The sequence below is a fragment of the Halomonas sp. Ps84H-12 genome (assembly GCF_024124725.1).
In the GTDB taxonomy this organism is placed as follows: domain Bacteria; phylum Pseudomonadota; class Gammaproteobacteria; order Pseudomonadales; family Halomonadaceae; genus Vreelandella; species Vreelandella aquamarina.
Genome location: NZ_JAMXSJ010000025.1, coordinates 1 through 26,497 on the forward strand (window position 1 = coordinate 1; position 26,497 = coordinate 26,497).

A 26,497-nucleotide genomic window follows, 5' to 3' on the forward strand; every position below is an offset into this window, starting at 1 on the left:
ACATGGACAAGGAGCTGGAACGTCGAGGCCACCGCTTCTGCCGCTACGCCGATGACGTGCAGGTGTATGTCAAAAGCTGGCGGGCAGGCGAGCGTGTTATGGACAGCTTGAGTGAGTATCTCGAGAACTCACTTCGGCTGACGGTCAACCGCCGCAAAAGTGCAGTGGATCGGCCATGGAAACGCGGCTATCTAGGCTACAGTCTTACGCGGCACAAGCAGTCGAAGCTGACGCTAGCCAAGAGTAGCCTGACGCGCATGATGCAGCGTGTCCGTGAGATACTGAAGCGTGGTAAGGGGCGTAACATCCAACGGGTAATCGAAGGGTTGAGTCCAGTCCTGCGAGGATGGGCCCATTACTTCAGCCTTGTTGATGTGAAACGCCCCTTGGAAGCGCTGGATCAATGGATACGACGGCGCTTGCGCGGTCTGATCTGGCGGCAATGGAAGCGCCCGACGACCCGGCGTCGGAAACTCCGAGGCCTAGGTCTGGACGCGAATCGTGCCTGGAAATCGGCGGGCAATGGGCGAGGGCCCTGGTGGAACGCCGGAGCCTCGCACATGAATGAGGCCCTGCCGAGAAAGTGGTTTTACGATCTGGGCCTGATCTCGATACTCGATACGGTAAGATGGCTCAAACGTTGTTCATGAACCGCCGTGGTACGGAACCGTATGCCCGGTGGTGTGAGAGGACAGGGGAGGCGACTCCCCTTCCTACTCGATGTGGGCATGCTAAGACGCGGAATAATCCATAAAAGCCGCTCTTTATGAGCGGCTTTTATGGCTGTGTAGCAATGGCTGAGGTTAATCCCTGCGGTGTTGGCAAATGCCACCCGCCCAGGTTTCATAAATGGCACGGTCGTCAGCAAGCATCATCAGTGCAAATAAACGCTCGCCAAGCGTGTTGCAGTGTTGGATGCGGCGCTCAAGGAGCGATGTAGCATGAGGATCAATAACCACAAAATCTGCTTCATAGGAGGGGGCAAGCTGGCCAACCTGACTGTTCAGCGAGAGTGCCTTTGCATTACCGTGGGTTAATCCGTAGAAGCCTTGCCAAGCGGTAAGCGGCTGCCCACGTAGTTGGCCAACCTGATAGGCACTTTTCAAGGTGCCAAAGCCTGATAGGTCCGTACCTGCGCCAATGTCACTGGCATAGGTAAATGCCATCCCAGTCTCTTTCGCCGCTTCTCGATCAAAGAGTCCGCTGCCAAGAAAAAGGTTGGAGCTAGGGCAAAAGGCAATATTAGCGCCCCGCTCGGCCAAACGCTTGCGCATTCCGTTATCAAGGTGGATGCCATGGGCAAAAGTACTGCGTGGTCCTACTAGGCCAGCTTCTTCATAAACAGAGAGGTAGTCCCTGCTGCCTGGGAAGAGTTCGGCGACCCAGTCTAACTCTCCGCTGTTTTCAGCCAAGTGAGTTTGTAACCACAGAGTAGGGTCATTGCGAAGCAGGGCACCAGCAGCATCCATCTGTGTCTTGGTAGATGTCGGCGCAAACCGTGGCGTGACGCTGTAACCAAGACGCTGCTTGCCGTGCCAGTCTTCAATCAAACGCTCTGTATCGGAGATTCCCGTAGTGCCATCTATCAGCGCATCAGGCGCGTTGCGATCCATCAAGACTTTTCCTACCAGCATACGCAGCTGGCGTTTTTGGCAAGCCGTGAAGAAGGCATCTACCGAGCCTGGGTGGCTCGAGCCGAACACTTGGGCTGTCGTTGTGCCTGCACGGAGCATTTCGTCTAGAAAGGCGTTAGAAAGTGCCTCTGCATGGGCGTGGCTGGCAAACTGACACTCCTCAGGAAAGGTATAGTCATTCAACCAGTCCAGCAGTTGACGCCCGTAGGAGGCCATGATATTAAGCTGAACGTAGTGCACATGGGTATCAATAAACCCAGGCATAATCAGTCTGCCGCGATAATCGAGCACTTGGCTATTTGGTGGTAGCTGGTCAATGAGGTCGGCATAGTGCCCAATCGCTTGGATATGGCCCTCTTTAAGCCATAAAAGACCGTCGCCGTAGTGCTCAAGACTGCCCGGTTGAGGCAAGTTGCCGTCGCCTGGGTCGCGGGCAAAGCTAACTAGCTCCGCACGGATAAGCGTATCAGTAGAAGTCATATTAACTCGGGTTTGTCGCAGTATCGTGAAATAGAGAGCGCAGTGCGTCAGGCTCAAGCCCTCGGGTTTGGTGGGCAGTGGGTTTATCAGTAAGCCATAAAAGCTCAGTGACCACTGTCATAGCAATCGCGTAGGGCGTTTTATTACTGAGTTTGGTGCCATGAACAGCGCCAATAGGGCAGCGCACACGCTGTATTTCTTCTGGCTTATAACCATCGCGTTTCAAACGACTTTGAAAGCTAGTCCATTTGCTATCAGAACCAATCAGCCCGATAGAGGCTATGTCAGCGCGTCTAAGTAGCGCCGCTATCAGTGCGTAGTCCTCGTCATGGTTATGAGTGAGTACCAGGACATGGCAATGTGGTGGAAGTGCCAAAACGCTCTCTTGGGGGCTTGTTAGTGTGTGACAGCTAAGGCGAGGCTGCTGGTCATCTTGTTCGTCAAATATATCGGTACGGCTATCGTACCAATCAAGGTGCCAGGGCAAAGGAGCGCTGAGTTTAACGATCTTGCAACCCACGTGACCGGCCCCAAAGAGCGCAATGTGACTGGAAACACCGGGAAATACTTCCAGTAGTACGTTAACAAAGCCGCCGCAGCACTGGCCGCTGCGCCCACCCAGCGAGAAAGTCTCTAAATGAAAGCCAGCGCTGCCTTGTTGCAAGAAGTCTCGGGCGGCGCTGATGGTTTGCCACTCAAATGTTCCTCCTCCCAGCGTATCGAAAATAGTATCAGCGGTGATCACCATTCGCGCGCCCGGCTCACGAGGAGTCGAGCCCGCGCTGGTCACCTGAGTTGCCAGCACGTGAGGAGTACCGCTGAGCTGCAGGCGGTTCAGCGCAGCGTGCCATGCTTCGGGCGCTTGCGTCATAACGCTTTATTCCTAATGGCATTGGCTGTCAGCATGACTCTTTCAGGTGTAGCTGGCGTGTCCAGGTGAGGGGAGACGCGATAATCCGCTAGGCTTGCTAGTGCATCCCGAAGTGCAGACCACACGCACATACCTAACATAAAGGGCGGTTCTCCCACCGCTTTGGAACGGTAAAGACTTGCCATAGAGTTTGGGTGCCCCTCCAGCAGATCGACATTGAATACTTTCGGTAAGTCGCCATAGGTAGGGATTTTATAAGTGGCTGGCCCATCGCTGACGAGCACTCCCTTGGCGTTCCACTTCAGCTCTTCGCTGGTCAGCCAGCCCATGCCTTGAATAAACCCACCCTCTACTTGGCCAATATCAATAGCAGGGTTCAGTGAGTTGCCTACATCGTGTAGTACGTCAACACGGTCAACCAAATACTCCCCGCTGAGTGTATCTACACTCACTTCAGCCACTGCCGCGCCGAAAGCGTAATAATAAAAAGGGCGGCCTTGGCCTGTAGCCCGGTTGTAATGGATTAACGGCGTGGCATAAAAGCCTTTCTCAGAAAGAGAGACACGGTTCAAATAGGCGGTTTGAACGAGTTCGCCCCAAGGAATTCGACGCTCACTTTCGCCAATGCCAGCGATGAGCATGCCATGCTCTAGCCTCATGCCTTCTCTATCTAACCCGCCCTCAAAATGCCCCGCTGCAAACTCAAACAACCGCTCCCGAAGCTTGCTTGCGGCGTCTCGTGCTGCCATACCGTTTAGGTCAGCACCGCTGGATGCGGCGGTGGGTGAGGTATTAGGCACCTTATCTGTGCGGGTAGCGCTGATCCGCACGCTATCCAGGTCTAGTCCAAGCTCTCGGGCAACCACTTGGCAGATTTTTGTGTGCAGCCCCTGGCCCATTTCTGTGCCGCCGTGGTTAATCATGATGCTGCCATCGGTATAGACATGCAGCAGTGCCCCTGCTTGATTAAGATGCTGGGCGGTGAAAGAGATACCGAACTTGACAGGAGTCAGTGCGAGCCCTTTTTTAATAACAGGGCTTGCCGCGTTGTAGTCCCGAATGTGTTGTCGGCGTGCCCAGTAGTCGCTGCTCGTTTCCAGGGTGTCAACCAGCGTGTGCAGAAGCTGCTTTTGGTCAACCTGCTGACCATAGTGGGTGGTATCTCGCCCCTCCCGGTAAAAGTTGCGCTTACGAATCGTTAAAGGATCTTCACCAACGCGGCGGGCAATATCATCCATCGCCGCTTCAATGATCATCATGCCCTGGGGGCCACCAAAACCACGAAAGGCGGTATTTGACGCCGTATGGGTTTTAGCGCGGTGGCCGGTGACGCGGGCATCTCCCAATGAGTAAGCGTTATCCGCGTGGAACATCGCGCGGTCAACGATGGCATCAGAGAGATCTGGTGAATAGCCGCAGTCACCAATAACGGTAATATCGCCGCCTTTGATAACGCCTTGGGCATCAATCGCTAATTGATAGCGGTTATGGAAAGGGTGGCGTTTTCCAGTGGCACGCATATCTTCACTGCGTGGCAGGCGAAGTCGCGTGGCTTTACCGGTACGCCGAGCAATAATGGCGGCAATGCAGGCCCAGGGCGATGCTTGTGTCTCTTTACCGCCAAAGCCGCCGCCCATACGGCGCACTTCTACAGTGACCGCATGAAAAGGTATACCGAGCACTTCCGACACCAATTTTTGGGTCTCACTGGGGTGCTGGTTAGAGGTATGAACCATCACCCCTTCATCCTCCGTAGGCACCACAATGCACGCTTGGCCCTCGAGATAGAAGTGCTCCTGCCCACCGATAAATAGCTCGCCTTCTATAGTTTGTTCGGCTTGCTGTAAGGTAGTTTGCCAGTCGCCCCGCTCCTGCACGTGGGTTGGGCGCACAACCTCTTGACGTCCAGCAGCGGCCACAGGATCTAGGCTAGCCGGCTGTTCGTCGATATGCAGTGTGGCCAGCTTCACGGCTTGGCGAGCTGCCTGTAAAGAGGTGGCAGCCACCGCAAATAGGCATTGTCCCGCGTAACTGATCTCCTGGTCGACAAAAATAGGGTCGCCGGGGAATACCGGCCCAATATCTGTGTGTCCTGGTACATCATGGAGAGTGATCACGTCGACAACGCCAGGCGCCTGTCTTACAGCATCAAGTTCCAGTTTCGTTAGCGTGCCGTGAGCGACAGGTGAAAGGCCGAGCGCCACGTACAGGGCATCTTGGGGTGTTTTAATGTCATCAATATAGGTTGCTTTACCGGTGACATGTTTCTCTGCGCTTTCATGGAAGCTGGAAGCACCGGCTTGCCGTTGCCCGTGGCTATCCACCGTATGGCGAGCCAGTGGACCAGAACCTTGGATATGGTCATGCAGCTCGCGGCGAGCGCGGCTGCTGTCGCCATCAAGCTTAGTGAGCGTACGCATGGAGCATCACCTCTTGATTAGGTACTGAGAGCGATAGATAAAGGCGTTCGAGCAGGTTGGTTGCCACCTGATGACGATAGTGTTGAGTACCGCGCACATCGCTCATGGGTTGAAACTCTTCCGATAGCGCCCGCTGTGCCGCTTGAAAGCTCTCTTTCGCGATAGGCTGCCCTGTTAACGCTGCCTCTGTTTGTAGCGCTCGCTTAGGGATGGCCGCCATGCCGCCAAAGGCGATACGAACATCCTGCATAACGCCATCGTCGATACGATAATGGAAGGCTCCTAGTACGGCAGAAATGTCGTCTTCACGCCGTTTGGAGAGTTTCCATACTTTCAGGACGGCGTCGTCCGCTAATTGTGGAATAAATATTCGACTCACGACTTCAGCCGCTGCCAGCGCCGTTTTTTTATAATCCAGGAAGAAGTCGCTCAGCGGCAGCGCGCGACTGCCATCCTGGTTAGCCAGTTCTACCCAGGCATTGAGCGCCAGCAGTACGGGCGGGGTGTCGCCAATGGGCGATGCGTTGGCAATATTGCCACCCAGTGTGCCGCGGTTACGCACCTGCTGTGAGCCGAGCCGATGAAGTAGATGTGCAAAGGCGGGATAGTGGGTTTCTAGCAGTGGTTCGAGCTGTGAATAGGTGACGCCTGCGCCTACCCACCAGCCTGGCTGCTCATCAAAGATGGCTTCTTCAATATGGCGTAGCTCATCAACCCGTGTGACATCAATAAGTTGATTAAGCAACGCCAGGCGCTGCGTATTTTCCAGCCACAGATCGGTGGCACCGGCAACAAGGCGTGCAGATGGATAGTGTCGGCGTAGTTCAGTTAGTTGACTCAGTGTCGTGGGCTGAGCAAAAAGGTCCGTGTTGGCTTCCGCAGATTGAGGAGCGGTAAGTGGAGTATGAGCGGGTTGGCTGGCATCAATCCATTGCGGTGCTTTCCAAGAAGACTCCTGCATGCTTAGCGCTGCGTCACGAATAGGCCGATATCCGGTACAACGGCACAAGTTGCCGCCCAGTGCTGCTTCAAGCCGCTCTGGCGTAAGGGGTGCTGGCCGCTGTTGCTGTTGTGAATGTAGCGTAAATAGCGACATTACGATGCCGGGCGTGCAGAAGCCGCACTGGCTGCCATGGCACTCCACCATGGCACGCTGTGCCGGGTGAAGTTCTTCGTCAGTGGCCAAGCCCTCTACGGTTAGCAAGTGCTGGCCATGTAACTGGTGAGCGGGTGTAATACACGCATTCAGGCTTACAAAATGAGGCGCTGTATCGCTTTTAATGGCGACGGTACATGCGCCGCAGTCACCCGATGCACAGCCCTCTTTCGTGCCGGTCATCCCCAAATAGTCGCGTAGCAGCGTTAGAATGCTTGTGTCAGAGGGCACATGACACCGGGTCGGGGTGCCATTGAGCAAAAACTCAATTGTTGCCATGCCAAACTCCGTTATGATTGTTTTGACCGATCGGTCAACAATGTTGAGCTTGGGACAAAAATGCAAATCTTGCAAGACTTTGTTATATGAGATGTGACATGCACTATTAGTGAGCATCGCACTGCAAAATGCACAGTGATGCGACACGCACGCTTGGTAGACATTTCTCGCGATTACACTGCAAGGTTTATTAAAGGAGCTTACTGAATGACGGCTGATACCGCGAACCAAGAAAATGCCAGCAGGGACCGTATTGAACAAACCATATTAAGCGCTGCAGAGCAGGTGTTTTCACAACATGGTTATCGTGGTGCTAGCCTGCAGGCGATTGCAGACCAAGCTAAGCTGCCAAAAGCCAATATTCTTTATTATATGGGGAGCAAGCAGGCGCTGTATGTGCGACTGCTAAATCGGATGATGAATCGCTGGAATGCGGTACTAGAGGATATTACTGAGGATAGCGACCCAGGGCAGGTACTCAGTGATTTTATTCGCACCAAAATGATGCTTGGGCAGCGTTACCCTGAGGGGTCCAAACTGTTTGCCGCAGAGATATTGGCGGGGGCACCTTTCTTAAAAGAGTATCTCGCCGGCGAACTAAAGGAGTGGGTAGCCTCCCGCGCAGTGATTATTCGTCAGTGGGCCCAGCAGGGTAAAATGGACGATGTTGATCCACGTTGGCTGATCTTTCTAATTTGGTCGGCCACTCAGCACTACACGGAATATAGCGCTCAAGTGACCGGCATTCTTGGGGAAGAAGCGCTGAGTGAGGCTGACTTGGCTTCCATTTGTCAGTTCCTTGAGCACGTTATCCTGAAGGGATGCGGTATTACTTCCTCAAATGCAACCTCGCACTGATTCATGACCATATCGCTTCCCATTGAACAACATCTAAGCTCCATTCAAACCATGCTAGCCGAACACACTCGGCTTATTCTGGTGGCTCAACCAGGTGCCGGTAAAACAACCCGTGTCCCGCTAATGTTACTCTCCAGCGCCTGGGCGCAAGGTCAGCGTCTCTTACTGGTAGAGCCGCGTCGTGTCGCCGCTCGCTTGGCAGCCACCTTTATGGCGTCACAGCTCAACGAACAGATAGGTGAAACGGTGGGTTACCGGATGCGGGGCGATAGCAATGTAGGCCCCAATACCCGGCTGGAAGTGGTCACCCAAGGCGTGCTTACCCGCATACTGCAAGACGATCCTTTATTGGAAGGGGTGGCGGGCATTATTTTCGATGAGTTTCATGAGCGAAGCATTGAAGCAGACCTAGGACTTGCGTTAGCACTGGATGTACAAGAGAGCATCCGTGATGATCTTCGGCTAATGGTGATGTCTGCCACATTGGATGTCGCTGCTTTAAAAGGTGTGTTAGGTAGTGACACCCCCGTTATTGAGAGTAGTGGCCGCGAATTTTCAGTGGAAACGCGCTACTGTCCTGTGGAGGCTCATGAATCATTAGATAGGGCTGCCTTGCGAGTCACCAAGGAGGCACTGAAGCGAGAGGGTAGCCGAGATGTGCTGGTAATACTGCCCGGTATCGCAGAAATTTCCCAGCTTGTGCAGGCTCTAGAAAGTAGCAGTATGGATGTTGAGATTCGTGCGCTTCATGGAAGCATGCCGCTCGACGCCCAGCAAGCGGCATTGCGGCCTCTTACAACACGGCAACGTGTCATCGTTTCAACCGCCATTGCGGAATCCAGCGTTACCGTCGATGGCGTCAATAGCGTGATTGATGCTGGCTTAGAACGAGTGCCGCTATTTAACCCTCGCACTGGGCTTACGCGTCTCATGACCCGGCGGGTGAATAGAGCGAGTGCTGACCAGCGACGTGGCCGAGCGGGTAGGCAGCAGCCAGGCGTTTGTTACCGTTTATGGTCAGCTGAGCAGCCGCTGGTCGCTTATGGTGAGCCTGAGATGTTGCAGGCTGATTTATCTAAATTAGCGCTAGAGCTAGCGCTATGGGGTGTGCACTCGCCGAGTGAGCTTTCATGGGTGACGCAGCCACCTGAAGGAGCATGGAAAAGTGCCCAAGCGCTGTTGCAGCAGCTTCGCTTAGTAGATAGTGCCGGTATGTTGACCCCGCTGGGTAAACAGAGCGCTCAACTGCCCCTCGAACCGCGTTTAGCTACCATGCTCATTCAAGCGGCATCATTTGAAGCGGTGCCACTTGCCTGTGCCTTAGCGGCTTTAATGGAAGGCAGGGAGCGCATCAATGGCACGCTGCGCGACGCCTTAGCTCAAAGGGTTAACCAGCCTGCGGCTTATCCTCAGTGGCGACATGAAGTAAAGCGATTGTCGAGCCTGATGCGTTCGCCTGTGGCGCGGCACAGCTCCTTGGAGCAGCTTGGTGCGCTGCTTTGCCTAGCATACCCGGATCGCATCGCTCAGCTGATGACACCGGGTCGTTTTAAACTGGCTAACGGTAAAACCGCTACGCTACCTGCTCACCATCCACTGGCTCAAGAGCCTTTTTTAGTGGCAGTGAGTGTAGAGAGCGCTAACAGCGAGGCAGGCATCTATTTAGCAGAGCCTATCACGTTAGCCACGCTGACTAACTTTTACCCCGAGACCCAGCAGTGGGAAGAGCGCATTGTCTGGTCAGAAGAGCAGGGTAAGCTGGTTGGTGAAGCCGTTCAGCGGCACAGTGAGCTTGTGTTAGCAACACGCCCACTGCGTCGGTTGCCTGCCGACGCGGTAGAAAAAGCGCTAATGGCAGCGTTAAAACAGCGTCCCAACATGCTGTTTAACGCACAAGTGGTTCAACTGCAGGGGAGAATGGCGCTGCTCTTTGGCGCTTATCCTGAACAGTGGAACGATTGGTCCGACTCTGCGTTGTTAGGCAGTCTCGAGACATGGCTGGCCCCCTATATGGCGGGTCTGACGCGCTTAACGCAGTTGCAAAAACTGCCGTTTCAAACGTACTTAATGAACACGCTTGATTGGAAGCAGCAGACTCAGCTAGAGCGTTTAGTGCCCAGTTTGATAGAAGCGCCTAGTGGCAATGCCGTTAAAGTGGATTACACACCCTGCCGGGAAGGCAGGCCACCGGTGCTGGCGTTGAAGCTTCAGGAAGCCTTTGGCTGGCAGGCAACGCCCACCGTAGCGGATGGGCGTGTACCAGTGACACTTCACTTGCTTTCCCCTGCACGGCGGCCACTGCAGGTGACTCAAGATTTGCGAAGCTTTTGGTTGAACGGCTACTCAGAAGTACGCAAAGAAATGCGCGGGAGATACCCAAAGCACCCTTGGCCAGAAGATCCTCTTACCGCTCAAGCCACAGCATATACAAAGCGCCGCCAGCGTTGAAAGGCTTGCCTTTCTTAGTTGCTCGGAGTGTCTTCACGCGGGGTTTCTTCTGGAATTTCACCGGGCTTGCGGTAGCGTACACCGTCGGCTTGGGGCTCTTCATAGCGGCGGTTTTCATCTTCAGGTACTACGCCCAGTACGGTCTCTTGGGAACCATCTGGCCACGTATAAGTGGTGCAGCCCGCGAGTGGCAAAAGCGGCAATAAGGCGAAACACAGGTGGCGAAGAACGACTCCACGATGCTTGGGCATACACGGCTCCCTTGACAGGCCATTTTGGTTTTAACTTGGTGATGCATAGTGTGAATTGCCAGACTACAAGCCGCAAGCTTATTTACGAGTCGCTAAATTTCCTCCCAAAGGCAGCGTCGAAAGTCGTTCGATAGCTGCGTCATGCCAGCTATGCGGTCAGCATGGGCATCGGCTAGCGTTTTTGCCAATGCCTGATAGTGCTCGTTAGCAAACTCTTTTTTTGATCAAGCTGCTTTTCAGGCAGCACGATTCATAAAATTGCCTATCCTCAACTATAGCTGAGTGCTTCAGGGCAGTTGCCAAATTGAGTATGCAATACCTCAACCTTGAGGGAGGCTCTATGTGGTCAGTGGTTAAGTCAGTATTAGCAGCACTACTAGGTGTTCAGAATGACCGCCAGCGTCAGCAGGATTTTTCAAACGGCAAGCCAGTCGCCTTCATTATCACGGCGGTGGTAGTGACGATGATGTTTGTGCTGCTCTTAGCGGGTATTGCGATTTATGCAGCGGGATGAAGCGTTGAGAGGCATCACGATAGTAGTTCGTGACGAATGCCACATGTTTTCTATACTGATCGATATCACTTAACCCTGACCTAATAAAAGGGTTGGCGAGAACAATAAGAATAAAGGAGGTTTCTATGCGCTTACCGTGGCAATGGCTTCTCACCATTACCAGTGTCGCAAGTCTCTCTCAAGCCCACGCTAGCAGTTGGAATATGCCGGTGGGGGTCACTGATACCAGCCGCAATATTTTTGGCCTACACATGACCATATTTTGGGTGTGTGTAGTGATTGGGGTGATCGTCTTTGGTGTCATGTTTTACTCCTTGTTTCGCTATCGCCACTCTAAAGGAGCCAAAGCTGCCCGCTTCCATGAACATACCTCCGTTGAAGTGCTGTGGACGGCCATTCCCATTTTGATCTTGGTAGGTATGGCGGTACCTGCGACGGCCACGCTTAAAAATATGTATGACGCCTCTGAAGCGGATCTAGACATTATGATCACGGGGCAGCAGTGGCGCTGGCGTTACGAATACCTAGGAGAGGACATTGCCTATACCTCGAACTTAAGCACCACACGCGAACAGATTCGAGGCGAATCCGATCGAGACGAGCACTATTTGCTTGATGTTGACGAGCCTCTCGTGCTGCCTATTAATCGCAAAGTACGCTTTCTGATGACATCAGACGACGTGATTCACTCCTGGTGGGTTCCAGAGCTTGCTGTTAAACAAGACACCATTCCTGGCTTTATTAATGAAAATTGGGTGCAAATTAACGAGCCTGGTATCTATCGTGGCCAGTGTGCCGAGCTGTGTGGTGTGAATCATGGCTTTATGCCCATTGTGGTGCATGCCATGGAAGAAGCGGAGTTTGAAACATGGCTTGAAGAGCGCAAAGAGGCTGCTGAGCAAGAGGCAATGGGTGTTGATCGCGAATGGGCTATAGAGGAGCTAATGGCTCGCGGTGAAGAGGTGTATCAATCTATTTGCTCTTCCTGTCATCAAGGCGAAGGGCAGGGCGCACCGCCAGCCTTTCCAGCGCTCGCCGGAAATGAACAGCTTATTAATGAACTCGACTGGCATTTGGATCGCGTGATTAACGGTGTTTCTGGAGCCGCCATGCCTGCTTTCCGCAATACGCTGAATCCGGTAGAGATAGCGGCTGTTGTGACCTATACGCGCAACGCTTGGGGGAATGAGACTGGTGATACCGTTCAGCCAGCTACGGTGGCCGAGCGTATTGCCCAGTAGGTGTTGACCAACTTCTTCTACTAAAACGACAAGCATGCGGAGAGACATATGGCGCCCAAACTACCTCCACAACACTCACTGCAGCATAGTTCGTCTGCCGTGGCTGGTGGCCAGTCTCAGGAGGGCCAGTCGCATTACCCTCATGCAGCCCAACCCAAAGGCTTGATGCGTTGGCTGCTGACCACCAATCATAAAGAGATTGGCTCGCTATATCTGATTTTCTCGCTCACGATGTTTTTTGTCGGCGGCATTTTTGCGCTCGTGGTTAGGGCTGAGCTATTTCAGCCTGGTTTGCAGTTGGTAGAGCCCGAGTTCTTTAACCAGATGACCACCATGCATGGCCTAATTATGGTGTTCGCAGCCGTTATGCCAGCGTTTACAGGCCTAGCTAACTGGATGATTCCGCTGCAAATTGGAGCCCCTGACATGGCCTTGCCGCGGCTAAATAACTTCAGTTTTTGGCTACTTCCGGTCGCTTTTACCCTGCTGCTGTCTACTCTTTTTATGCCTGGGGGCGGCCCCAACTTTGGCTGGACATTTTACGCTCCGTTATCAACAACGTATGCGCCAGCTTCAACGACTTTTTTTATTTTAGCACTGCATATGGCAGGCATTAGCTCTATTTTGGGGGCGATTAATATCATCGCGACCATCCTGAATATGCGTGCGCCTGGCATGCGCATGATGGATATGCCGCTATTCGTTTGGACATGGCTGATTACGGCATTTCTACTTATCGCCGTTATGCCGGTGTTAGCGGGCGTCATTACCATGATGTTAATGGACATTAACTTTGGGACTAGCTTCTTTGATGCAGCGGGCGGAGGAGATCCTGTCTTATTCCAGCATCTGTTCTGGTTTTTTGGCCACCCAGAAGTCTACATCATGATCCTGCCAGCATTTGGCATCGTGTCGGCGATTATCCCTACGTTTGCTCGTAAGCCCTTATTTGGCTACGCCTCGATGGTTTATGCCACTGGAGCCATTGCGCTGCTGTCATTTCTGGTGTGGGCGCACCATATGTTTATCGTGGGCCTGCCTTTGACGGCAGAACTGTTCTTTATGTACTCCACCATGTTGATTGCTGTGCCAACAGGGGTGAAGGTATTTAACTGGGTGACAACGCTATTCCGCGGGTCGATTAGTTTTGAGCCCCCTATGCTTTTTGCGTTGGCGTTTGTAGTGCTATTTACCATTGGCGGCTTTTCAGGCCTGATGTTAGCCATCGCACCCGCCGATTTTCAGTACCACGATACCTACTTTGTGGTGGCGCACTTCCACTATGTATTGGTGCCTGGCGCGATCTTCGCCATCATGGCGGGCGTTTACTACTGGTTGCCTAAATGGACAGGCCATTACCCTAACGAACGTCTGGCGCAGTGCCACTTCTGGTGCTCAATCATTGGGGTCAATCTAACCTTTTTCCCCATGCATTTTGCCGGTTTGGCAGGCATGCCTAGGCGCATCCCTGATTATGCGCTGCAATTTGCTGATTTTAATCTGCTCTCAAGTATTGGTGCCTTCTTCTTTGGTGCCTCGCAACTACTTTTTGTGCTGGTGGTAGTGCTGTGTGTACGAGGTGGCCAAAAAGCGCCTGCAAAAGCTTGGGAGGGTGCTGTTGATTTAGAGTGGAGTGTGCCTAGCCCTGCGCCGTTACACACCTTTGAAACGCCGCCGGTATTTCACCGTGCTCAATCGCACGATTAATGCATAAAAGCGTTGGAGAAGGCGGAGGGATGAAAAATGGCAGCAGATGGTTCTCAACAAGCTGGCGTTAGGCGGACCGTCATTCGCAGCGTCGCAGCCCTTATTGGCATGTTTGCCTTTGCGTTTGCCTTAGTTCCTCTTTACGACGTGTTTTGTCAGGTAACGGGTTTAAACGGAAAGGTCGATACCACGGCAAAAGCTATCATTCATGAAGAGGTGGATCAGTCGCGCTTCATTACGGTTCAATTTATTACCCGTGGTAGTGCGGGGCTGCCATGGCAAATGAGTGTTGAAACGCGGCAAATGCGGGTACATCCAGGCCAAACCGCAGAAGTGGATTTTACCTTTACGAATAACAGCCACCAAGAAAGCTGGGGACGCGCTGTGCCTAGCGTCTCACCCTCTAGTGCAACAACGCATTTACGTAAAGTCAGCTGTTTTTGCTTCCAAGAACAGCAGCTACAAGGCGATGAGCGACTAACCATTCCGCTGGTGTTTCAGTTAGCTAAAGACTTACCTGAAGAAATCAGCACCATTACCTTGGTGTATACCCTATACCCGGTACAGCGCATTGCGCTTAATCCACTCAATAACAATAACGCGGCGGGGGATAAAATATGAGCGGCGGCAGCTATTACGTTCCTGCGAATAGCCGGTGGCCTATTTTAGGGTCGCTTGCGCTAGGTGCCATGATGGCCGGTATTGGTATCAAGCTGGTTTACAACACCGGGGCGCCATTGTTAGTTATTGGCTTACTAAGCGTTATTTGTGTCATGGGGTTTTGGTTTCGAGACGTCATTCACGAGTCGATGGGCGGTTTATACGACGCACAAATGGATCGCTCGTTTCGATGGGGAATGGGCTGGTTTATTTTTTCAGAAGTCATGTTTTTTGCCGCTTTTTTTGGCGCACTGTTTTATGTAAGGACCTTCACAATTCCATGGCTAGGAGGGGAGGGGGCAAAAGGCGTATCTGCTTTGCTATGGCCCGAATTTGTTCCTCAATGGCCGCTACTCAATCCCCCTGATGCCTCTGTGGCAGGGCCCTCCAGCGTACTTAGCCCCTGGCAATTACCCTTAGTGAACACGCTGATTTTGGTGACATCAAGTATCACACTAACGGTTGCCCATGAAGCTCTGAAGCTTGGCTATCGTCAGACCTGTCGTAACTGGTTAGCAGGCACAGTACTGCTGGGCATTTGCTTTATCCTTATCCAAGGCGTCGAATATTATGAAGCCTATCATCATTACGGCATTACCCTAGAGGCCGGTATTTTTGGGGCTACTTTTTTTATATTGACAGGCTTTCATGGTCTCCACGTCATTATTGGTACGCTCATTTTGGCGAGCATGCTGGTAAGAATTATCAAAGGTCACTTTACTAACGATCATCACTTTGGTTTTGAGGCATCCTGCTGGTATTGGCATTTCGTTGATGTAGTGTGGGTAGGGCTTTTTATCTTTGTTTATGTATTTTAGTGAGTTATCAAAGCTCGCCAGATAAGAAACCAAAGAGAAGCAGGGCCATCAATACGCAGGCTAACGCAATGCGCCATTTAAGTGATGTGAGTAACCGCCTGGAGGTGCTTTCGTCATGTAGTAAAAAGCCTGCACCTGCGGCTAAGCTGACCACTATTCCTATAAACACTAATGCAATGAGCAGTTTTAACCACATGATGAAGCCCTCTTATTTTCCAGCGCGACTATACGGATGGTGTGTGTTTTGGAGTGTTGTAGTGGTTTTAGGGTTGCTCCTAGGACTATGGCAGTGGGAAAGGGCCGCTGACAAGCGTGAACTGCTAGCCATTCGTGATGCAGCGCCAACAGTGGTTGAGCCAATCCAAACACCGGAAGGAGGGGCGCAGGTGCATCTACGTGGCGACTATCTTGAGCAGCACACGCTTTACTTAGATAACCGTATCGTTAATGGTCGCCTAGGCGTCGCGGTGTTGACACCGATGAAAGACTCTCATGGGCAGCTCTGGTTAGTACAACGTGGTTTTATTGAAACAGGTACAAGCCGGGCGTCTCCTTCGGTATTCACCCCTCATGGCACGGTTGAGGTGTCTGGCGAGTGGCAGGCGGAGCAATCGCAAGGGCCGCTTTATGGAGCCAACCAAGAAGGCGTCAGGCTGCAACAGCTGAGCTTGGCTCCTTGGGAAGAGGCGTTGGGCGTCTTCAGCCATAATGGCTGGCTTCATGCCCAGCAGGGTGCGGGTGTTTTTACCCCTTGGTGGGAGGCAAATGTGATGCCGCCAAGCCGGCATCTTGGCTACGCTTTTCAGTGGTGGGGACTGGCGCTGGCAGCGTTGGTGATCATGCTATTGGGTGGATACCGTCTAGTGAGCGACTTTCGAGAAAGCTACGAAGGAGGGCGTTAACATGCACCACCGTCGTCCAGTGCGTTACGCAAGGCTTAAGGTGGTTCTCTTGTTTGCCATTTTTGCCGCTCCTATTGTGACGGCCTGGGGAATGGTGACTTGGAATGTGGGAATTCCTCAGGGCCATACTGCCCACGGAAAAGTAACCATAGATGTGCCGCCGCTTGAGGATTGGCCGTTGATGGCTTCCATCACTGCCTCTGAACAATGGACGCTGGTATTAGACTGCGGCGCAAACTGTGTGCAGCAACAGGATGAACTGTGGCGGTTACACCGTGCATTAGGGCGTGAAGCCACTCGATTAAAGCGATTAAGAGTTGGTGGTGACGATGCCACGCTGCCTGGGGAGGCGGTGACAGTTTGGCAAAGCGTACCCTCTTGGAGCATTGCGCACAGCGTTTGGTTATTCGACCCTATGGGAAGGCCAGCACTCGCGTTTACTCAAGAAGCGGCAACCGCCGAGATTCTTGATGACATCCGGCATCTATTCAAAGTAAATTCTATTTAGCTTATGTTCGGCTAGCAATAGCCGTAAGGAAACTTAATGAAGACCTACCGAGAGTGCCGTCTTCGTTGGCTCATGAGGGTTACGCTGGCGGGAACCCTGTTGACTGCGTTCGTCATATTGGTAGGCGCATGGACTCGGTTAGTGGATGCTGGCCTAGGCTGCCCTGATTGGCCTGGCTGTTATGGCAAACTCATTGTTCCCGATAGTGATCATGCGGCGCTTCGACATCCTGATGCTCCTTTAGAGCCCTTCAAAGCCTGGGTAGAGATGGCTCACCGCTATGTAGCCAGTTTATTGGGCTTGATTGTGCTCACCATCGTGGCAATGGGCTGGTCACTGCGCAAACGTCCAGAATATCCATGGCGACTTAGCTTGGCGTTACTGATCGTTATTCTCGTTCAGGGCGCGTTTGGTGCGTTTACCGTTACTCTTAAGTTGTGGCCACAGGTTGTCACGCTGCATTTGCTCGGAGGATTGAGCGTTTTAATGCTGTTTTTTTGGCTACATCTTCGCATACGCCGTTCATGGCGTGGGCAAATAGGGCAAGCTAAAAAGGGTGGCGTACTGTGGTACTTGGCAGGTGGGGTTTTATTGTTGCAGCTTGCACTGGGTGGCTGGGTCACAAGCAACTATGCCGGTATTGCTTGCCAGGGATTTCCTACCTGTAATTCACAATGGTGGCCAAGCATGGACCTAAGCGAAGGCTTCCACCTAACCCAAAGCGTTGGCCCTAATTATCTCCATGGTCAACTACACGCAGATGCTCGCACCGCTATTCATATGGTCCATCGTATGGGAGCACTGTTGTTGGGTGCCGCTTTACTAGCGTTATGGTGGCGCTATCGGGGCATCAAAGTAGTCAGCACCGCCTTGAGTCTCGCATTAGGAGCTTATTGCTTACAGGTGGCGCTTGGGGTCGCTAACGTTCTGCTCTGGCTGCCGCTTTGGTTAGCCTTGTTGCATACGGCAGGGGCTGTATTGCTAGCGCTGAGCATGGGATGGGCGTGGTGGTGCTGGCGGTACCAAAAGGCGGGGCAGGCTACTGTTCTTTGCCCATCAAATGCAAGCAACCTGAAGGCGCATGAATCAGGTTGGTCTACTTGAGGCAATTAGGTGTACAATTCTCGTTAAGCTATTTACTTACTGGGTATAAGGAGCTCTATGAGTTCTACGGTTGCACTTATACTGCTTGCGCTGGCTGTTACGGTCATCGCTGCACTCGGCGGCTATGCTTTCTTCTTGCGTAAAGAGGTAAAGCGACGCGAGGAATTTCGACTTGACGAAGAGCGGCGCGCTCAGCAAAACAGCCTAGAAAATCTGGACTACGTGGTGAGCGCTCTCGTCCAAGAGCAAGTCGACATCACCGAGGGTTCCTGGCGCTGTAAAGTGCTGCTTGAAATCGTCGATCCAAGTCTTTCTGAACGACCTGAGTTTCAGGCGTTCGCCGAGGTTTATAGCCGTACGCGTCATCTCAAGACGCACTCTGCGCGCAAACAGTTGACCCCACGGGAAAGAATGCAAGAGGACAAGGAAAGGCTAGCTGTGGAAGATGAGATGCGCCCTGCGGTGCTCGCAGCCGCCGCAGAGGTAATTAAATGGCGCGCTAAAGGCCCTTCCGCTCTTCATTAAAAATTTTTAATGCCATCGATGTGAGCTTTGCTATGCTGGTAAGGTCGGTATTGGCAAGAAGTTGATATCTCGGCATTGTTGCCTTCTAACGCTGAAACGTTAATGATAGGCACCACGTTCAGTTTCAGGGGCAGGGGAACCCCGTCCTGGATCAGAACAGCGAAAAATGGATGCTCTCGCCATAAGAAGCATTGGATAGATTTGGTCTCTAGACCATGTCAGCATTGGATCAAGAAGGAGTCTTGCATGAAAAAATCAACGACTGGCTTGCTAATCGGTTCTGCTCTAGTCGTCGGCCTGTCAGGTTGCGCTAGCTCAGCCTCTCAGTCTTCTGGCCAAGCAGGCGCCAACAGCGGCCAAAGCTGGTACCAGCACCCCGCGGTTTGTGGTTTGGCGGGCAGTATCATCGGCGGTAGCATTGGTTATGCCACCAGCAGCAGCTCAGATGAAGAAGCGGGTGCCGCAACCGGCGCAGCGGCTGGCGCAGCTATCGGTGGTCTGCTGTGTGCAGATCGTACACCTGAGCCGGTAGCACCGCAGTGCCCGAGCTACGGCGAAGTGCCAGCTGGCGTTGCTGTTGATGCCGAAGGCTGCCCGCTGGACTCCGACGGTGATGGCGTGCCGGACTACCGTGACCAGTGCCCGGGCACGCCGGCTGGTGTAGAAGTTAACGCCAACGGTTGCCCGCTGGACTCCGATAACGACGGCGTGCCGGATTACCGTGACCAGTGCCCGAATACCCCGGCAGGCGTTGACGTAAACGCACTGGGTTGCCCGGAAAGCGTTGTTCTTCAGGATGTGAACTTTGAGTTCGATTCCGCCCAGCTAACACCGAATGCACAAAATGTTCTTAACGGCGTTGCTGAGCGTCTGGTTAACAACCCAGATGTACGTGTGAGCATTGAAGGTCACACCGATTCTCGTGGTTCTGACCAGTACAACAAGGATCTGTCTCAGCGTCGTGCTGAGTCCGTTGCAACCTATCTGAACCAGCGCGGCGTCGAAGCTAACCGTATGCGTGCTGTGGGCTACGGTGAAGAGCGTCCCGTGGCAACCAACGATACCGAAGAGGGTCGTTTCCAGAACCGTCGTGTAGAACTGGATGAGTGGAAGTAATCCACTTAGCTGATTAATCAATGGGTAGAGCCAGCATGCTGGTTCGTTAAACCCTTTGACAAAGAACGGGAGGCTTATGCCTCCCGTTTTATTTTACGCAGTCATAAATTCTGGTAGGCTGAGCAGCCTTCAAGATGTGCCCAATACCCCGACCATTGATAGCGAAATGTGATCCTTGGTATGGATCACCACTGCGCTCAAGGAATACCTGAATGCCTATTGTGACACTGCCCGATGGCAGCCAAAGAACGTTTGAAGCACCACTCTCTATTATGCAGCTGGCAGAGTCCATTGGCCCTGGTTTGGCCAAGGCCTGTGTGGCAGGCAAAATTAACGGGGTGCTGGTTGATGCTGCCGATATGATTGAGCAGGATGCGGACGTCTCTATTATTACTGCCCGCGATGAAGAAGGTTTGGAAATTATTCGTCACTCGTGTGCTCACTTGATTGGTCATGCGGTGAAACAGCTATATCCCGATGCCAAAATGGCCATCGGTCCGGTCATTGATGATGGCTTTTATTACGACATTGACTTTGGCAAATCAGTCACGCCAGACGATATGGAGGCCATTGAAAAGCGCATGCAGTCGCTCATCGATCATGAGTACGATGTTATTCGTGAATACGTCAGCCGCGACCAAGCGATGGCAACGTTTGAAAAGCGTAATGAGCCGTATAAGCAAGAGATCATCCGTGATATCCCGGAAGGTGCGACTATCCGCCTTTACCACCACGAAGAGTACACGGACATGTGCCGTGGGCCCCATGTGCCTAACACAAGACACTTAAAGGCATTTAAGCTGACGAAGCTGGCAGGTGCTTACTGGCGTGGTGACTCTTCCAATCCGATGCTGACGCGCATTTATGGCACGGCATGGGGCGATAAAAAGCAGTTAAAAGCTTACTTGAAGCGGCTGGAAGAAGCTGAGAAGCGAGACCACCGTAAGCTAGCGCGGAAGATGGACTTGTTCCACCTTCAAGAAGAAGCGCCTGGGATGGTTTTTTGGCACCCTAACGGTTGGACGATGTATCAGGCGTTAGAAGAGTACATGCGTAAAATTCAACGTGAGCATGGCTACCAGGAAATCAAAACGCCGCAAGTAGTGGATTTATCACTGTGGAAGAAATCAGGCCACTGGGGACATTACAGTGAATTGATGTTCACCACAGAGTCGGAAAAGCGTGAGTATGCGGTGAAGCCGATGAACTGCCCATGTCACGTGCAGGTCTTTAATCAAGGCCTTAAGAGCTACCGTGACCTTCCGCTACGTTTGGCTGAATTTGGTAGCTGTCATCGAAATGAGCCTTCAGGCTCGCTGCATGGTCTGATGCGGGTTCGTGGGTTTACGCAAGATGATGCCCATATTTTCTGTACCGAAAGTCAGATTCAGGCTGAGGCTGAGGCGTTTATTGCTCTAACGCTGCAAGTCTATAAAACGCTCGGTTTTGAAGACGTTGAGCTCAAGCTCTCCACCCGTCCCGAAGACTTTCTGGGTGAAGTCGAAATGTGGGATCGGGCAGAGCAGGGCCTTGAGGCCGCGCTGAACGCTACTGGCTTGGCTTGGGATCTGCAGCCGGGTGAAGGTGCGTTTTATGGGCCGAAAATTGAGTTTGCGTTAAGAGATTGTCTGAATCGTGTTTGGCAGTGTGGTACTCTTCAGCTAGATTTTAATTTGCCAGGGCGTTTAGGGGCGCAATACGTCGATGAAGACGGCACGCGTAAAACCCCTGTAATGCTCCATCGTGCTATCCTGGGCTCATTTGAACGATTCCTGGGTATACTAATTGAGCATTACGCTGGTGCTATGCCACTATGGTTGGCCCCGCAGCAAGCTGTGCTTATGACCATTACCGACGCGCAGCGTGATTACGCGCTTGATTTGGAGCAGCGGCTGCAAAAAAATGGCTTACGGGTTAAGGCGGACTTGAGGAACGAGAAGATCGGCTTTAAAATCCGTGAGCATACGTTACAGAAAGTTCCCTATCTCCTTGTGGTGGGAGATAAGGAAGTCGAAGCTGACTCAGTGGCCGTGCGAACTCGTAGCGGCGAAAACCTCGGCACCATGACTGTCGATGAATTCATCGAACGTTTTAATGCAGAGCGAGCAGCCCTGGCGACATCGTCAATTGCCTAAGGAGACGGAGCGATCAAGCGAAGCAATCAGCGCGGGCGTCCACAAGACAAACGCCCTCCAATGAACGAGCGTATTACCGAAGAAGAAGTACGTCTAATTGATGCCGAAGGTGAGCAGTTGGGTGTTGTGCCCACCACTGAGGCTCTTGAGCGTGCGGAAGCTGCCGGTTTAGATCTCGTGCAAATTTCGAATGCCGATCCGATTGTTTGTAAAATCATGGATTATGGCAAATTCGTTTTTGAGACCAAAAAGCAGAAAGCGGCTCAAAAGAAAAAGCAGAAGCAAATCCAGGTTAAGGAAGTTAAATTCCGTCCTGGCACCGACGAAGGCGATTATCAGGTGAAGCTAAAAAACCTGATCCGCTTCTTGGAAGGTGGTGACAAGGGTAAGGTCACATTGCGCTTCCGTGGTCGTGAAATGGCGCACCAGGACATTGGCCGTAAGCTAATGGAACGGATCGCGGCAGACCTGGAAGAGATCGGAGTGGTGGAGTCTTTCCCGAAAATGGAAGGCCGCCAAATGATCATGATTCTTGCCCCGAAAAAGAAGTGATCCAACGGCGAAGTTAACGGGCCAGCGCGAAGGCGCTGGTCGGCCCTGGGTTTTCTAAAAAATATCGAGCGGAGTTCTCTCATGCCGAAAATCAAAAGCAACAGCGGCGCTGCTAAGCGCTTCAAAAAGACCGCTAACGGCTTCAAGCACAAGCAGTCTTTCCGTAGCCACATCTTGACCAAGAAGTCGACCAAGCGTAAGCGTCAGCTGCGTGGCATGAAGCAGATTCATGCTTCCGACAAAGCGCTGATCCAGCGCATGCTGCCGAACCTGTAAGGTCGAATTTTCTTATCTGAGTGCATTTAGCCTCAGTCATAAAGTCAGGAGTGTGTTATGACCCGTGTTAAGCGTGGCGTAGTTGCCCGTCGTCGCCATAAAAAAGTACTGAAGCAGGCCAAAGGTTACTACGGTGCCCGTTCGCGTGTTTTCCGCGTAGCCAAACAGGCTGTCATCAAAGCCGGCCAGTATGCGTACCGTGACCGCCGCAACCGCAAGCGCCAATTCCGTGCGCTGTGGATTCAGCGTATCAATGCTGGTGCGCGTATCAACGGCATGTCTTACAGCCGCTTTGTTGGCGGTCTGAAGAAAGCCGGTATTGAAATTGACCGTAAAGTATTGGCCGACCTGGCAGTACACGAAAAAGCGGCATTTGCTGCTATCGTGGAAAAAGCCAAGGCTGCCCAATAAGGCAATTTGCACTGAGCTAAATTCAGTGTGAAATGTCGAGGTCATTTCAGTGTGACCCATGCAGGGGAAGAGCAGCCGCTCTTCCCCTGTTTTTTTGTCACCTTCAACATGCCAGCCATCTTGAAAGATGGAACCGCTTAATTCGGAGTAAATCGGATGGACCACCTTCCTACTCTGGTGTTAGAGGCCCGCGATGCTATTCAAGCTGCGCAGAGTGTCTCAGCGCTAGATGAGTTGCGCGTACGTTACTTGGGTAAAAAAGGCGAAGTGACGGCCTTATTGAAAGGGCTGGGCAAGCTATCGGCAGAAGAGCGTCCTGCGGCTGGTGAGCAAATTAACCAAGCCAAGCAAACGCTATCAGCCGAGATAGACGCCAAACGCCAGCAGCTTGAGAGTGAAGCGCTGAATGCCCGCTTGGCAGCTGAGCGGATCGATGTAACATTGCCGGGGCGTGGGCAGGAGAGTGGTGGCTTGCACCCTGTGACACGCACGCTTGAGCGCATAGAGGGTTTGTTTACCCGCGTTGGTTATGATGTGGCGGTAGGTCCTGAGATTGAGGATGACTACCATAACTTCGAGGCGCTCAATATTCCCGCGCATCACCCGGCGCGGGGGATGGCAGATACGTTTTATTTCGACGCGACACGCTTGCTGCGCACTCATACATCTCCTGTGCAAGTACGCACCATGAAGAGTAGTGAACCGCCCATCCGTATCGTCTGCCCGGGGCGCGTCTATCGCAGCGACTCGGACCTGACACATACGCCGATGTTTCATCAGGTAGAAGGTCTGTTGGTCGATGAGGGCGTGAGCTTTGCTGATCTAAAAGGCACCATTGAAGACTTCCTTCAGGCGTTTTTTGAGCGTGATGATCTATCGGTCCGCTTCCGCCCCTCTTACTTCCCATTCACTGAACCCTCTGCTGAGGTCGATATTCAGTGCGTGATGTGTAGTGGTAACGGTTGTCGTGTTTGCTCACATAGCGGCTGGCTGGAAGTGATGGGCTGCGGGATGGTGCACCCTGAAGTTTTCCGGCACTCCGGCATTGATACCGAACGATACACCGGCTTTGCCTTTGGTATGGGCGCAGAGCGTTTGGCGATGCTGCGCTACGGCGTTAATGACCTGCGCTTGTTCTTTGAGAACGACCTGCGCTTTCTTCGTCAATTCACCTAAGACCGCTGCCAGCGACGGGAATCAATATGAAATTTTCAGAACAGTGGCTGCGTGAATGGGTATCCCCGCAGCTTGATACTCAGGCCATTGCCGATCAGATCACCATGGCGGGCCTTGAAGTGGATGCCGTTGAAGCGGTCGCCGCTACCTTTAGCGGTGTGGTCGTGGCTGAAGTGCTGTCCAAAGAGAAGCATCCTGATGCCGATAAGCTCAACGTATGCACGGTGAACGACGGTACTGGTGAGCCGGTGCAAGTAGTATGCGGTGCGCCCAACGTTGATGTGGGTCAGAAAATTCCCTTCGCCCAAGTGGGTGGCGTGCTGCCGGGCGATTTTAAAATCAAAAAGGCAAAACTGCGTGGCGTTGAGTCGCGCGGCATGATCTGCTCGGCATCAGAGCTGGGATTAGAGGAAGAAATCTCTCCTGGTATCCTGGTGTTACCGGCGTCGGCCCCCGTGGGCACTAGCTTTCGCGAGTATATGCAGCTCGACGATATGACCATCGAGGTGGACCTTACCCCTAACCGCGGCGACTGCCTGAGCATAAAAGGCCTTGCGAGAGAGGTAGGTGTGCTTAACCGTCTGCCGGTAAGTGGCCCTGAGATCACAGTCGTTGAAGCGAGTATCGACGATACTTTCCCCGTCACTATTGAGGCGGCTGAGCAGTGCCCTCGCTACTTAGGGCGCGTTATTAAGGGCGTGAATGTAGAGGCTGAAACGCCGCTGTGGATGGTTGAGCGGCTACGTCGCAGCGGCGTACGCTCGATTGACCCTGTGGTGGATGTCACCAACTACGTCATGCTAGAGCTTGGTCAACCGCTGCATGCGTTTGATCGGGACAACCTGCAGGGTGGCATTACTGTCCGTTTGGCACGAGAGGCGGAGCGTTTAAAACTGCTGGATGGCCAAGAGGTAGCACTTCGCCCTGAAACACTGGTAATTGCCGATGAGCGTGGCCCCCTGGCAATGGCTGGCATCATGGGGGGAGAAAATTCAGGGGTAAACGAAAAAACGCACACGATTTTTCTTGAGTCGGCCTTTTTTGCTCCGCTTGGCATTGCTGGGCAGGCGCGTTCCTACGGTCTGCATACTGACGCATCGCATCGTTATGAGCGTGGCGTCGATCCAGAGCTTCCTGCCATGGCGGTTGAGCGTGCTACAAAGCTCCTGATGGAGATTTGTGGGGGGCAGGCAGGGCCCGTGGTTGAGGCGGTAAGCGATGAACATTTGCCGGCACCGCGCATCATTATGCTTCGCGAGGCTCGCCTTGAGAGTGCGCTCTCCAAGCGGCTGCAGCCGGATGATGTCACCGATATCCTTCAGCGTTTAGGGCTTGAGGTTGATAAACAGGCGGAAGGTTGGTCAGTGGTCGCCCCTAGCTGGCGTTTTGACGTTGCCATTGAGGAAGACCTCATCGAGGAAGTGGCGCGTATCCATGGCTACAATAACCTTCCGGTTCGTCGCCCAGCCGCTCGACTAGCACTTCGCCCAGCTAACGAGGCACTCCTCACTCAGGCTCAGTTGCGCAACCAGATGGTTGCTCGCGGTTTCCAGGAAGCGGTGACATACAGCTTCGTAGCGCCGGACCTGCAGGCAGCAATGCTGCCAGATGCTGTGTCCCCCGTGCTTGCGAATCCGATTTCGTCGGACCTCTCGGTGATGCGCGCCAGCCTTTTCCCAGGCTTAGTGCGTGCCCTAGAGTATAATCTCAATCGCCAGCAAACCCGTGTGCGCATTTTCGAGACAGGGCTGGTATTTAACGGCCACCTCGATAACTTAACCCAAGAGCCGATGATGGGCGCCTTAGTGTGCGGTGGCCGTGAAGGGGAGGGGTGGAACAGCACTAAGGCTCAGGTAGATTTTTATGACCTGAAAGGAGATCTAGAGAGTCTTTTGGCAATGGGTGGGGCCCGGGAAGCTTGGCGCTTTGAGCCGGGCGAGCACCCCTCTCTGCATCCTGGGCAAACCGCCCAGCTCTTTTACAATGGCGAATCCGCCGGCTGGATTGGCACACTGCACCCGCAAGTGCGTGCCAAGCTGGGGCTTAAGGTTGATGCGGTGCTGTTTGAAGTTCGCCTAGATGTATTGAGTCAGGGGGAAATTCCCGCCTTTGAGCCGCTTTCACGCTACCCAGAAGTGCGACGCGATTTGGCGTTTATGCTCAAAGAGGCAACGCCTGTGCAAGCGCTACTTGATTGTGCAAAAGCTCAGGCAGGCGATTACTTGAAAGACATTAAGCTATTTGATGTCTATGCTGGTAAAGGCGTAGCCGAGGGCTATAAGAGCATTGCATTGGGCTTGACCTGGCAGCACGCTTCGCGCACGCTAAATGATGAAGAAATCAACCAGTTGGTCGACTCGATCATCACTAACGTGCGAGCCGAATTAGATGCCGAACTTCGCGGCTAACTAAGCTATGCCATGACACGACGCTTATCACGTTCTTGGCAATGCGT

Annotated in this window: 25 protein-coding genes; 19 read left to right on the forward strand and 6 right to left on the reverse strand. The window is 52.9% G+C overall.

The window, feature by feature from the left end; genetic code table 11:
- The coding region (locus tag NH344_RS12560; protein WP_290444036.1) for a group II intron maturase-specific domain-containing protein at nucleotides 1-650 on the forward strand (650 nt) is incomplete at its 5' end.
- A gap of 153 nt (nucleotides 651-803) precedes the next feature.
- Here the strand turns inward: NH344_RS12560 and guaD are convergent.
- Genes guaD through xdhA form a run of 4 tightly spaced genes read right to left on the reverse strand, consistent with a single transcriptional unit; the run spans nucleotide 804 to nucleotide 6,840 of the window.
- The gene (gene guaD / locus NH344_RS12565; protein WP_044629450.1) at nucleotides 804-2,114 is read right to left on the reverse strand and encodes a guanine deaminase; all 1,311 of its coding nucleotides are present in this window, start codon (nucleotides 2,112-2,114) and stop codon (nucleotides 804-806) included.
- A gap of 1 nt (nucleotide 2,115) precedes the next feature.
- Nucleotides 2,116-2,985, reverse strand: coding sequence for a xanthine dehydrogenase accessory protein XdhC (xdhC, locus tag NH344_RS12570; RefSeq protein ID WP_044629449.1), 870 nt, complete (start codon nucleotides 2,983-2,985; stop codon nucleotides 2,116-2,118).
- Entirely contained in the window at nucleotides 2,982-5,405 is a 2,424-nt protein-coding gene (gene xdhB, locus NH344_RS12575) for a xanthine dehydrogenase molybdopterin binding subunit (RefSeq protein WP_074210527.1), read from the reverse strand. The genes xdhC and xdhB overlap by 4 nt, the downstream gene beginning before the upstream one ends.
- Nucleotides 5,389-6,840: a xanthine dehydrogenase small subunit gene (gene xdhA / locus NH344_RS12580; protein WP_253027988.1), complete on the reverse strand. Its 1,452-nt coding sequence runs from the start codon at nucleotides 6,838-6,840 to the stop codon at nucleotides 5,389-5,391. Before xdhA ends, xdhB begins: the two co-directional genes overlap by 17 nt.
- Before the next feature lie 207 nt (nucleotides 6,841-7,047).
- On the opposite strand from xdhA, the gene NH344_RS12585 reads away from it, so the two are divergent.
- On the forward strand, nucleotides 7,048-7,698 hold the full coding sequence (locus tag NH344_RS12585) for a TetR family transcriptional regulator C-terminal domain-containing protein (RefSeq protein ID WP_062373908.1): 651 nt from the start codon (nucleotides 7,048-7,050) through the stop codon (nucleotides 7,696-7,698).
- 3 nt (nucleotides 7,699-7,701) lie between these two features.
- The gene (gene hrpB, locus NH344_RS12590; protein WP_253027989.1) at nucleotides 7,702-10,146 is read left to right on the forward strand and encodes an ATP-dependent helicase HrpB; all 2,445 of its coding nucleotides are present in this window, start codon (nucleotides 7,702-7,704) and stop codon (nucleotides 10,144-10,146) included.
- Between the two features lie 14 nt (nucleotides 10,147-10,160).
- Here the strand turns inward: hrpB and NH344_RS12595 are convergent, their stop codons facing one another.
- Entirely contained in the window at nucleotides 10,161-10,397 is a 237-nt protein-coding gene (locus NH344_RS12595) for a hypothetical protein (RefSeq protein ID WP_054641114.1), read from the reverse strand.
- A gap of 340 nt (nucleotides 10,398-10,737) precedes the next feature.
- Between NH344_RS12595 and NH344_RS12600 the strand changes: the two genes are divergently transcribed.
- From NH344_RS12600 to NH344_RS12620, 5 genes are all read left to right on the forward strand, one after another.
- Entirely contained in the window at nucleotides 10,738-10,911 is a 174-nt protein-coding gene (locus tag NH344_RS12600) for a DUF2970 domain-containing protein (protein WP_082051444.1), read from the forward strand.
- 125 nt (nucleotides 10,912-11,036) lie between these two features.
- Nucleotides 11,037-12,152: a cytochrome c oxidase subunit II gene (gene coxB / locus NH344_RS12605; RefSeq protein ID WP_044629443.1), complete on the forward strand. Its 1,116-nt coding sequence runs from the start codon at nucleotides 11,037-11,039 to the stop codon at nucleotides 12,150-12,152.
- A gap of 48 nt (nucleotides 12,153-12,200) precedes the next feature.
- Nucleotides 12,201-13,859 (forward strand): cytochrome c oxidase subunit I, encoded by a 1,659-nt coding sequence (gene ctaD, locus NH344_RS12610; protein WP_044629442.1) that lies wholly within the window; start codon nucleotides 12,201-12,203, stop codon nucleotides 13,857-13,859.
- Nucleotides 13,860-13,895: 36 nt separating this feature from the next.
- Nucleotides 13,896-14,480: a cytochrome c oxidase assembly protein gene (locus NH344_RS12615; RefSeq protein WP_058576336.1), complete on the forward strand. Its 585-nt coding sequence runs from the start codon at nucleotides 13,896-13,898 to the stop codon at nucleotides 14,478-14,480.
- Complete coding sequence (locus NH344_RS12620) at nucleotides 14,477-15,337, forward strand: cytochrome c oxidase subunit 3 (protein WP_058576337.1); 861 nt, start codon at nucleotides 14,477-14,479, stop codon at nucleotides 15,335-15,337. The genes NH344_RS12615 and NH344_RS12620 overlap by 4 nt, the downstream gene beginning before the upstream one ends.
- A 7-nt stretch (nucleotides 15,338-15,344) precedes the next feature.
- On the opposite strand, the gene NH344_RS12625 is transcribed toward NH344_RS12620, so the two are convergent.
- Nucleotides 15,345-15,533, reverse strand: a complete 189-nt coding sequence (locus NH344_RS12625; protein WP_044629439.1) for a DUF2909 domain-containing protein — start codon at nucleotides 15,531-15,533, stop codon at nucleotides 15,345-15,347.
- A 61-nt stretch (nucleotides 15,534-15,594) separates the two neighbouring features.
- On the opposite strand from NH344_RS12625, the gene NH344_RS12630 reads away from it, so the two are divergent.
- The 11 genes from NH344_RS12630 (at nucleotide 15,595) to pheT (ending at nucleotide 26,450) form a co-directional block, all read left to right on the forward strand.
- On the forward strand, nucleotides 15,595-16,239 hold the full coding sequence (locus tag NH344_RS12630) for an SURF1 family protein (RefSeq protein WP_323133901.1): 645 nt from the start codon (nucleotides 15,595-15,597) through the stop codon (nucleotides 16,237-16,239).
- 1 nt (nucleotide 16,240) lies between these two features.
- Nucleotides 16,241-16,747 carry a hypothetical protein gene (locus NH344_RS12635; protein WP_089675208.1) on the forward strand — a complete coding sequence of 169 codons (507 nt, stop codon included), beginning with the start codon at nucleotides 16,241-16,243 and terminating at the stop codon, nucleotides 16,745-16,747.
- Nucleotides 16,748-16,783: 36 nt separating this feature from the next.
- The gene (locus tag NH344_RS12640; protein WP_253027990.1) at nucleotides 16,784-17,851 is read left to right on the forward strand and encodes a COX15/CtaA family protein; all 1,068 of its coding nucleotides are present in this window, start codon (nucleotides 16,784-16,786) and stop codon (nucleotides 17,849-17,851) included.
- A 57-nt stretch (nucleotides 17,852-17,908) separates the two neighbouring features.
- Complete coding sequence (locus NH344_RS12645; RefSeq protein ID WP_044629435.1) at nucleotides 17,909-18,376, forward strand: DUF2489 domain-containing protein; 468 nt, start codon at nucleotides 17,909-17,911, stop codon at nucleotides 18,374-18,376.
- A 246-nt stretch (nucleotides 18,377-18,622) separates the two neighbouring features.
- Nucleotides 18,623-19,492, forward strand: coding sequence for an OmpA family protein (locus NH344_RS12650; protein WP_044629434.1), 870 nt, complete (start codon nucleotides 18,623-18,625; stop codon nucleotides 19,490-19,492).
- 212 nt (nucleotides 19,493-19,704) lie between these two features.
- The gene (thrS, locus tag NH344_RS12655) at nucleotides 19,705-21,627 is read left to right on the forward strand and encodes a threonine--tRNA ligase (protein WP_044629433.1); all 1,923 of its coding nucleotides are present in this window, start codon (nucleotides 19,705-19,707) and stop codon (nucleotides 21,625-21,627) included.
- A gap of 12 nt (nucleotides 21,628-21,639) precedes the next feature.
- Entirely contained in the window at nucleotides 21,640-22,179 is a 540-nt protein-coding gene (gene infC / locus NH344_RS12660) for a translation initiation factor IF-3 (protein WP_074210535.1), read from the forward strand.
- Nucleotides 22,180-22,260: 81 nt separating this feature from the next.
- Nucleotides 22,261-22,455 (forward strand): 50S ribosomal protein L35, encoded by a 195-nt coding sequence (rpmI, locus tag NH344_RS12665; protein ID WP_009724291.1) that lies wholly within the window; start codon nucleotides 22,261-22,263, stop codon nucleotides 22,453-22,455.
- Between the two features lie 57 nt (nucleotides 22,456-22,512).
- Nucleotides 22,513-22,866 carry a 50S ribosomal protein L20 gene (gene rplT / locus NH344_RS12670; protein ID WP_009097607.1) on the forward strand — a complete coding sequence of 118 codons (354 nt, stop codon included), beginning with the start codon at nucleotides 22,513-22,515 and terminating at the stop codon, nucleotides 22,864-22,866.
- Between the two features lie 156 nt (nucleotides 22,867-23,022).
- Nucleotides 23,023-24,042 (forward strand): phenylalanine--tRNA ligase subunit alpha, encoded by a 1,020-nt coding sequence (gene pheS / locus NH344_RS12675; RefSeq protein WP_044629431.1) that lies wholly within the window; start codon nucleotides 23,023-23,025, stop codon nucleotides 24,040-24,042.
- A gap of 26 nt (nucleotides 24,043-24,068) precedes the next feature.
- A complete protein-coding gene (gene pheT / locus NH344_RS12680) occupies nucleotides 24,069-26,450 on the forward strand; it encodes a phenylalanine--tRNA ligase subunit beta (RefSeq protein WP_044629430.1) in 2,382 nt (793 codons plus the stop codon).
- The last annotated feature ends 47 nt before the right edge of the window (nucleotides 26,451-26,497 follow it).

Excerpts from the sequence above, each read along its gene's own strand:
- guaD (WP_044629450.1), bottom strand. The coding sequence starts at position 2,114 with ATGACTTCTACTGATACGCTTATCCGTGCGGAGCTAGTTAGCTTTGCC.
- xdhC (WP_044629449.1), bottom strand. The coding sequence starts at position 2,985 with ATGACGCAAGCGCCCGAAGCATGGCACGCTGCGCTGAACCGCCTGCAG.
- xdhB (WP_074210527.1), bottom strand. The coding sequence starts at position 5,405 with ATGCGTACGCTCACTAAGCTTGATGGCGACAGCAGCCGCGCTCGCCGC.
- xdhA (WP_253027988.1), bottom strand. The coding sequence starts at position 6,840 with ATGGCAACAATTGAGTTTTTGCTCAATGGCACCCCGACCCGGTGTCAT.
- NH344_RS12585 (WP_062373908.1), top strand. The coding sequence starts at position 7,048 with ATGACGGCTGATACCGCGAACCAAGAAAATGCCAGCAGGGACCGTATT.
- hrpB (WP_253027989.1), top strand. The coding sequence starts at position 7,702 with ATGACCATATCGCTTCCCATTGAACAACATCTAAGCTCCATTCAAACC.
- NH344_RS12595 (WP_054641114.1), bottom strand. The coding sequence starts at position 10,397 with ATGCCCAAGCATCGTGGAGTCGTTCTTCGCCACCTGTGTTTCGCCTTA.
- NH344_RS12600 (WP_082051444.1), top strand. The coding sequence starts at position 10,738 with ATGTGGTCAGTGGTTAAGTCAGTATTAGCAGCACTACTAGGTGTTCAG.
- coxB (WP_044629443.1), top strand. The coding sequence starts at position 11,037 with ATGCGCTTACCGTGGCAATGGCTTCTCACCATTACCAGTGTCGCAAGT.
- ctaD (WP_044629442.1), top strand. The coding sequence starts at position 12,201 with ATGGCGCCCAAACTACCTCCACAACACTCACTGCAGCATAGTTCGTCT.
- NH344_RS12615 (WP_058576336.1), top strand. The coding sequence starts at position 13,896 with ATGGCAGCAGATGGTTCTCAACAAGCTGGCGTTAGGCGGACCGTCATT.
- NH344_RS12620 (WP_058576337.1), top strand. The coding sequence starts at position 14,477 with ATGAGCGGCGGCAGCTATTACGTTCCTGCGAATAGCCGGTGGCCTATT.
- NH344_RS12625 (WP_044629439.1), bottom strand. The coding sequence starts at position 15,533 with ATGTGGTTAAAACTGCTCATTGCATTAGTGTTTATAGGAATAGTGGTC.
- NH344_RS12635 (WP_089675208.1), top strand. The coding sequence starts at position 16,241 with ATGCACCACCGTCGTCCAGTGCGTTACGCAAGGCTTAAGGTGGTTCTC.
- NH344_RS12640 (WP_253027990.1), top strand. The coding sequence starts at position 16,784 with ATGAAGACCTACCGAGAGTGCCGTCTTCGTTGGCTCATGAGGGTTACG.
- NH344_RS12645 (WP_044629435.1), top strand. The coding sequence starts at position 17,909 with ATGAGTTCTACGGTTGCACTTATACTGCTTGCGCTGGCTGTTACGGTC.
- NH344_RS12650 (WP_044629434.1), top strand. The coding sequence starts at position 18,623 with ATGAAAAAATCAACGACTGGCTTGCTAATCGGTTCTGCTCTAGTCGTC.
- thrS (WP_044629433.1), top strand. The coding sequence starts at position 19,705 with ATGCCTATTGTGACACTGCCCGATGGCAGCCAAAGAACGTTTGAAGCA.
- rpmI (WP_009724291.1), top strand. The coding sequence starts at position 22,261 with ATGCCGAAAATCAAAAGCAACAGCGGCGCTGCTAAGCGCTTCAAAAAG.
- rplT (WP_009097607.1), top strand. The coding sequence starts at position 22,513 with ATGACCCGTGTTAAGCGTGGCGTAGTTGCCCGTCGTCGCCATAAAAAA.
- pheS (WP_044629431.1), top strand. The coding sequence starts at position 23,023 with ATGGACCACCTTCCTACTCTGGTGTTAGAGGCCCGCGATGCTATTCAA.
- pheT (WP_044629430.1), top strand. The coding sequence starts at position 24,069 with ATGAAATTTTCAGAACAGTGGCTGCGTGAATGGGTATCCCCGCAGCTT.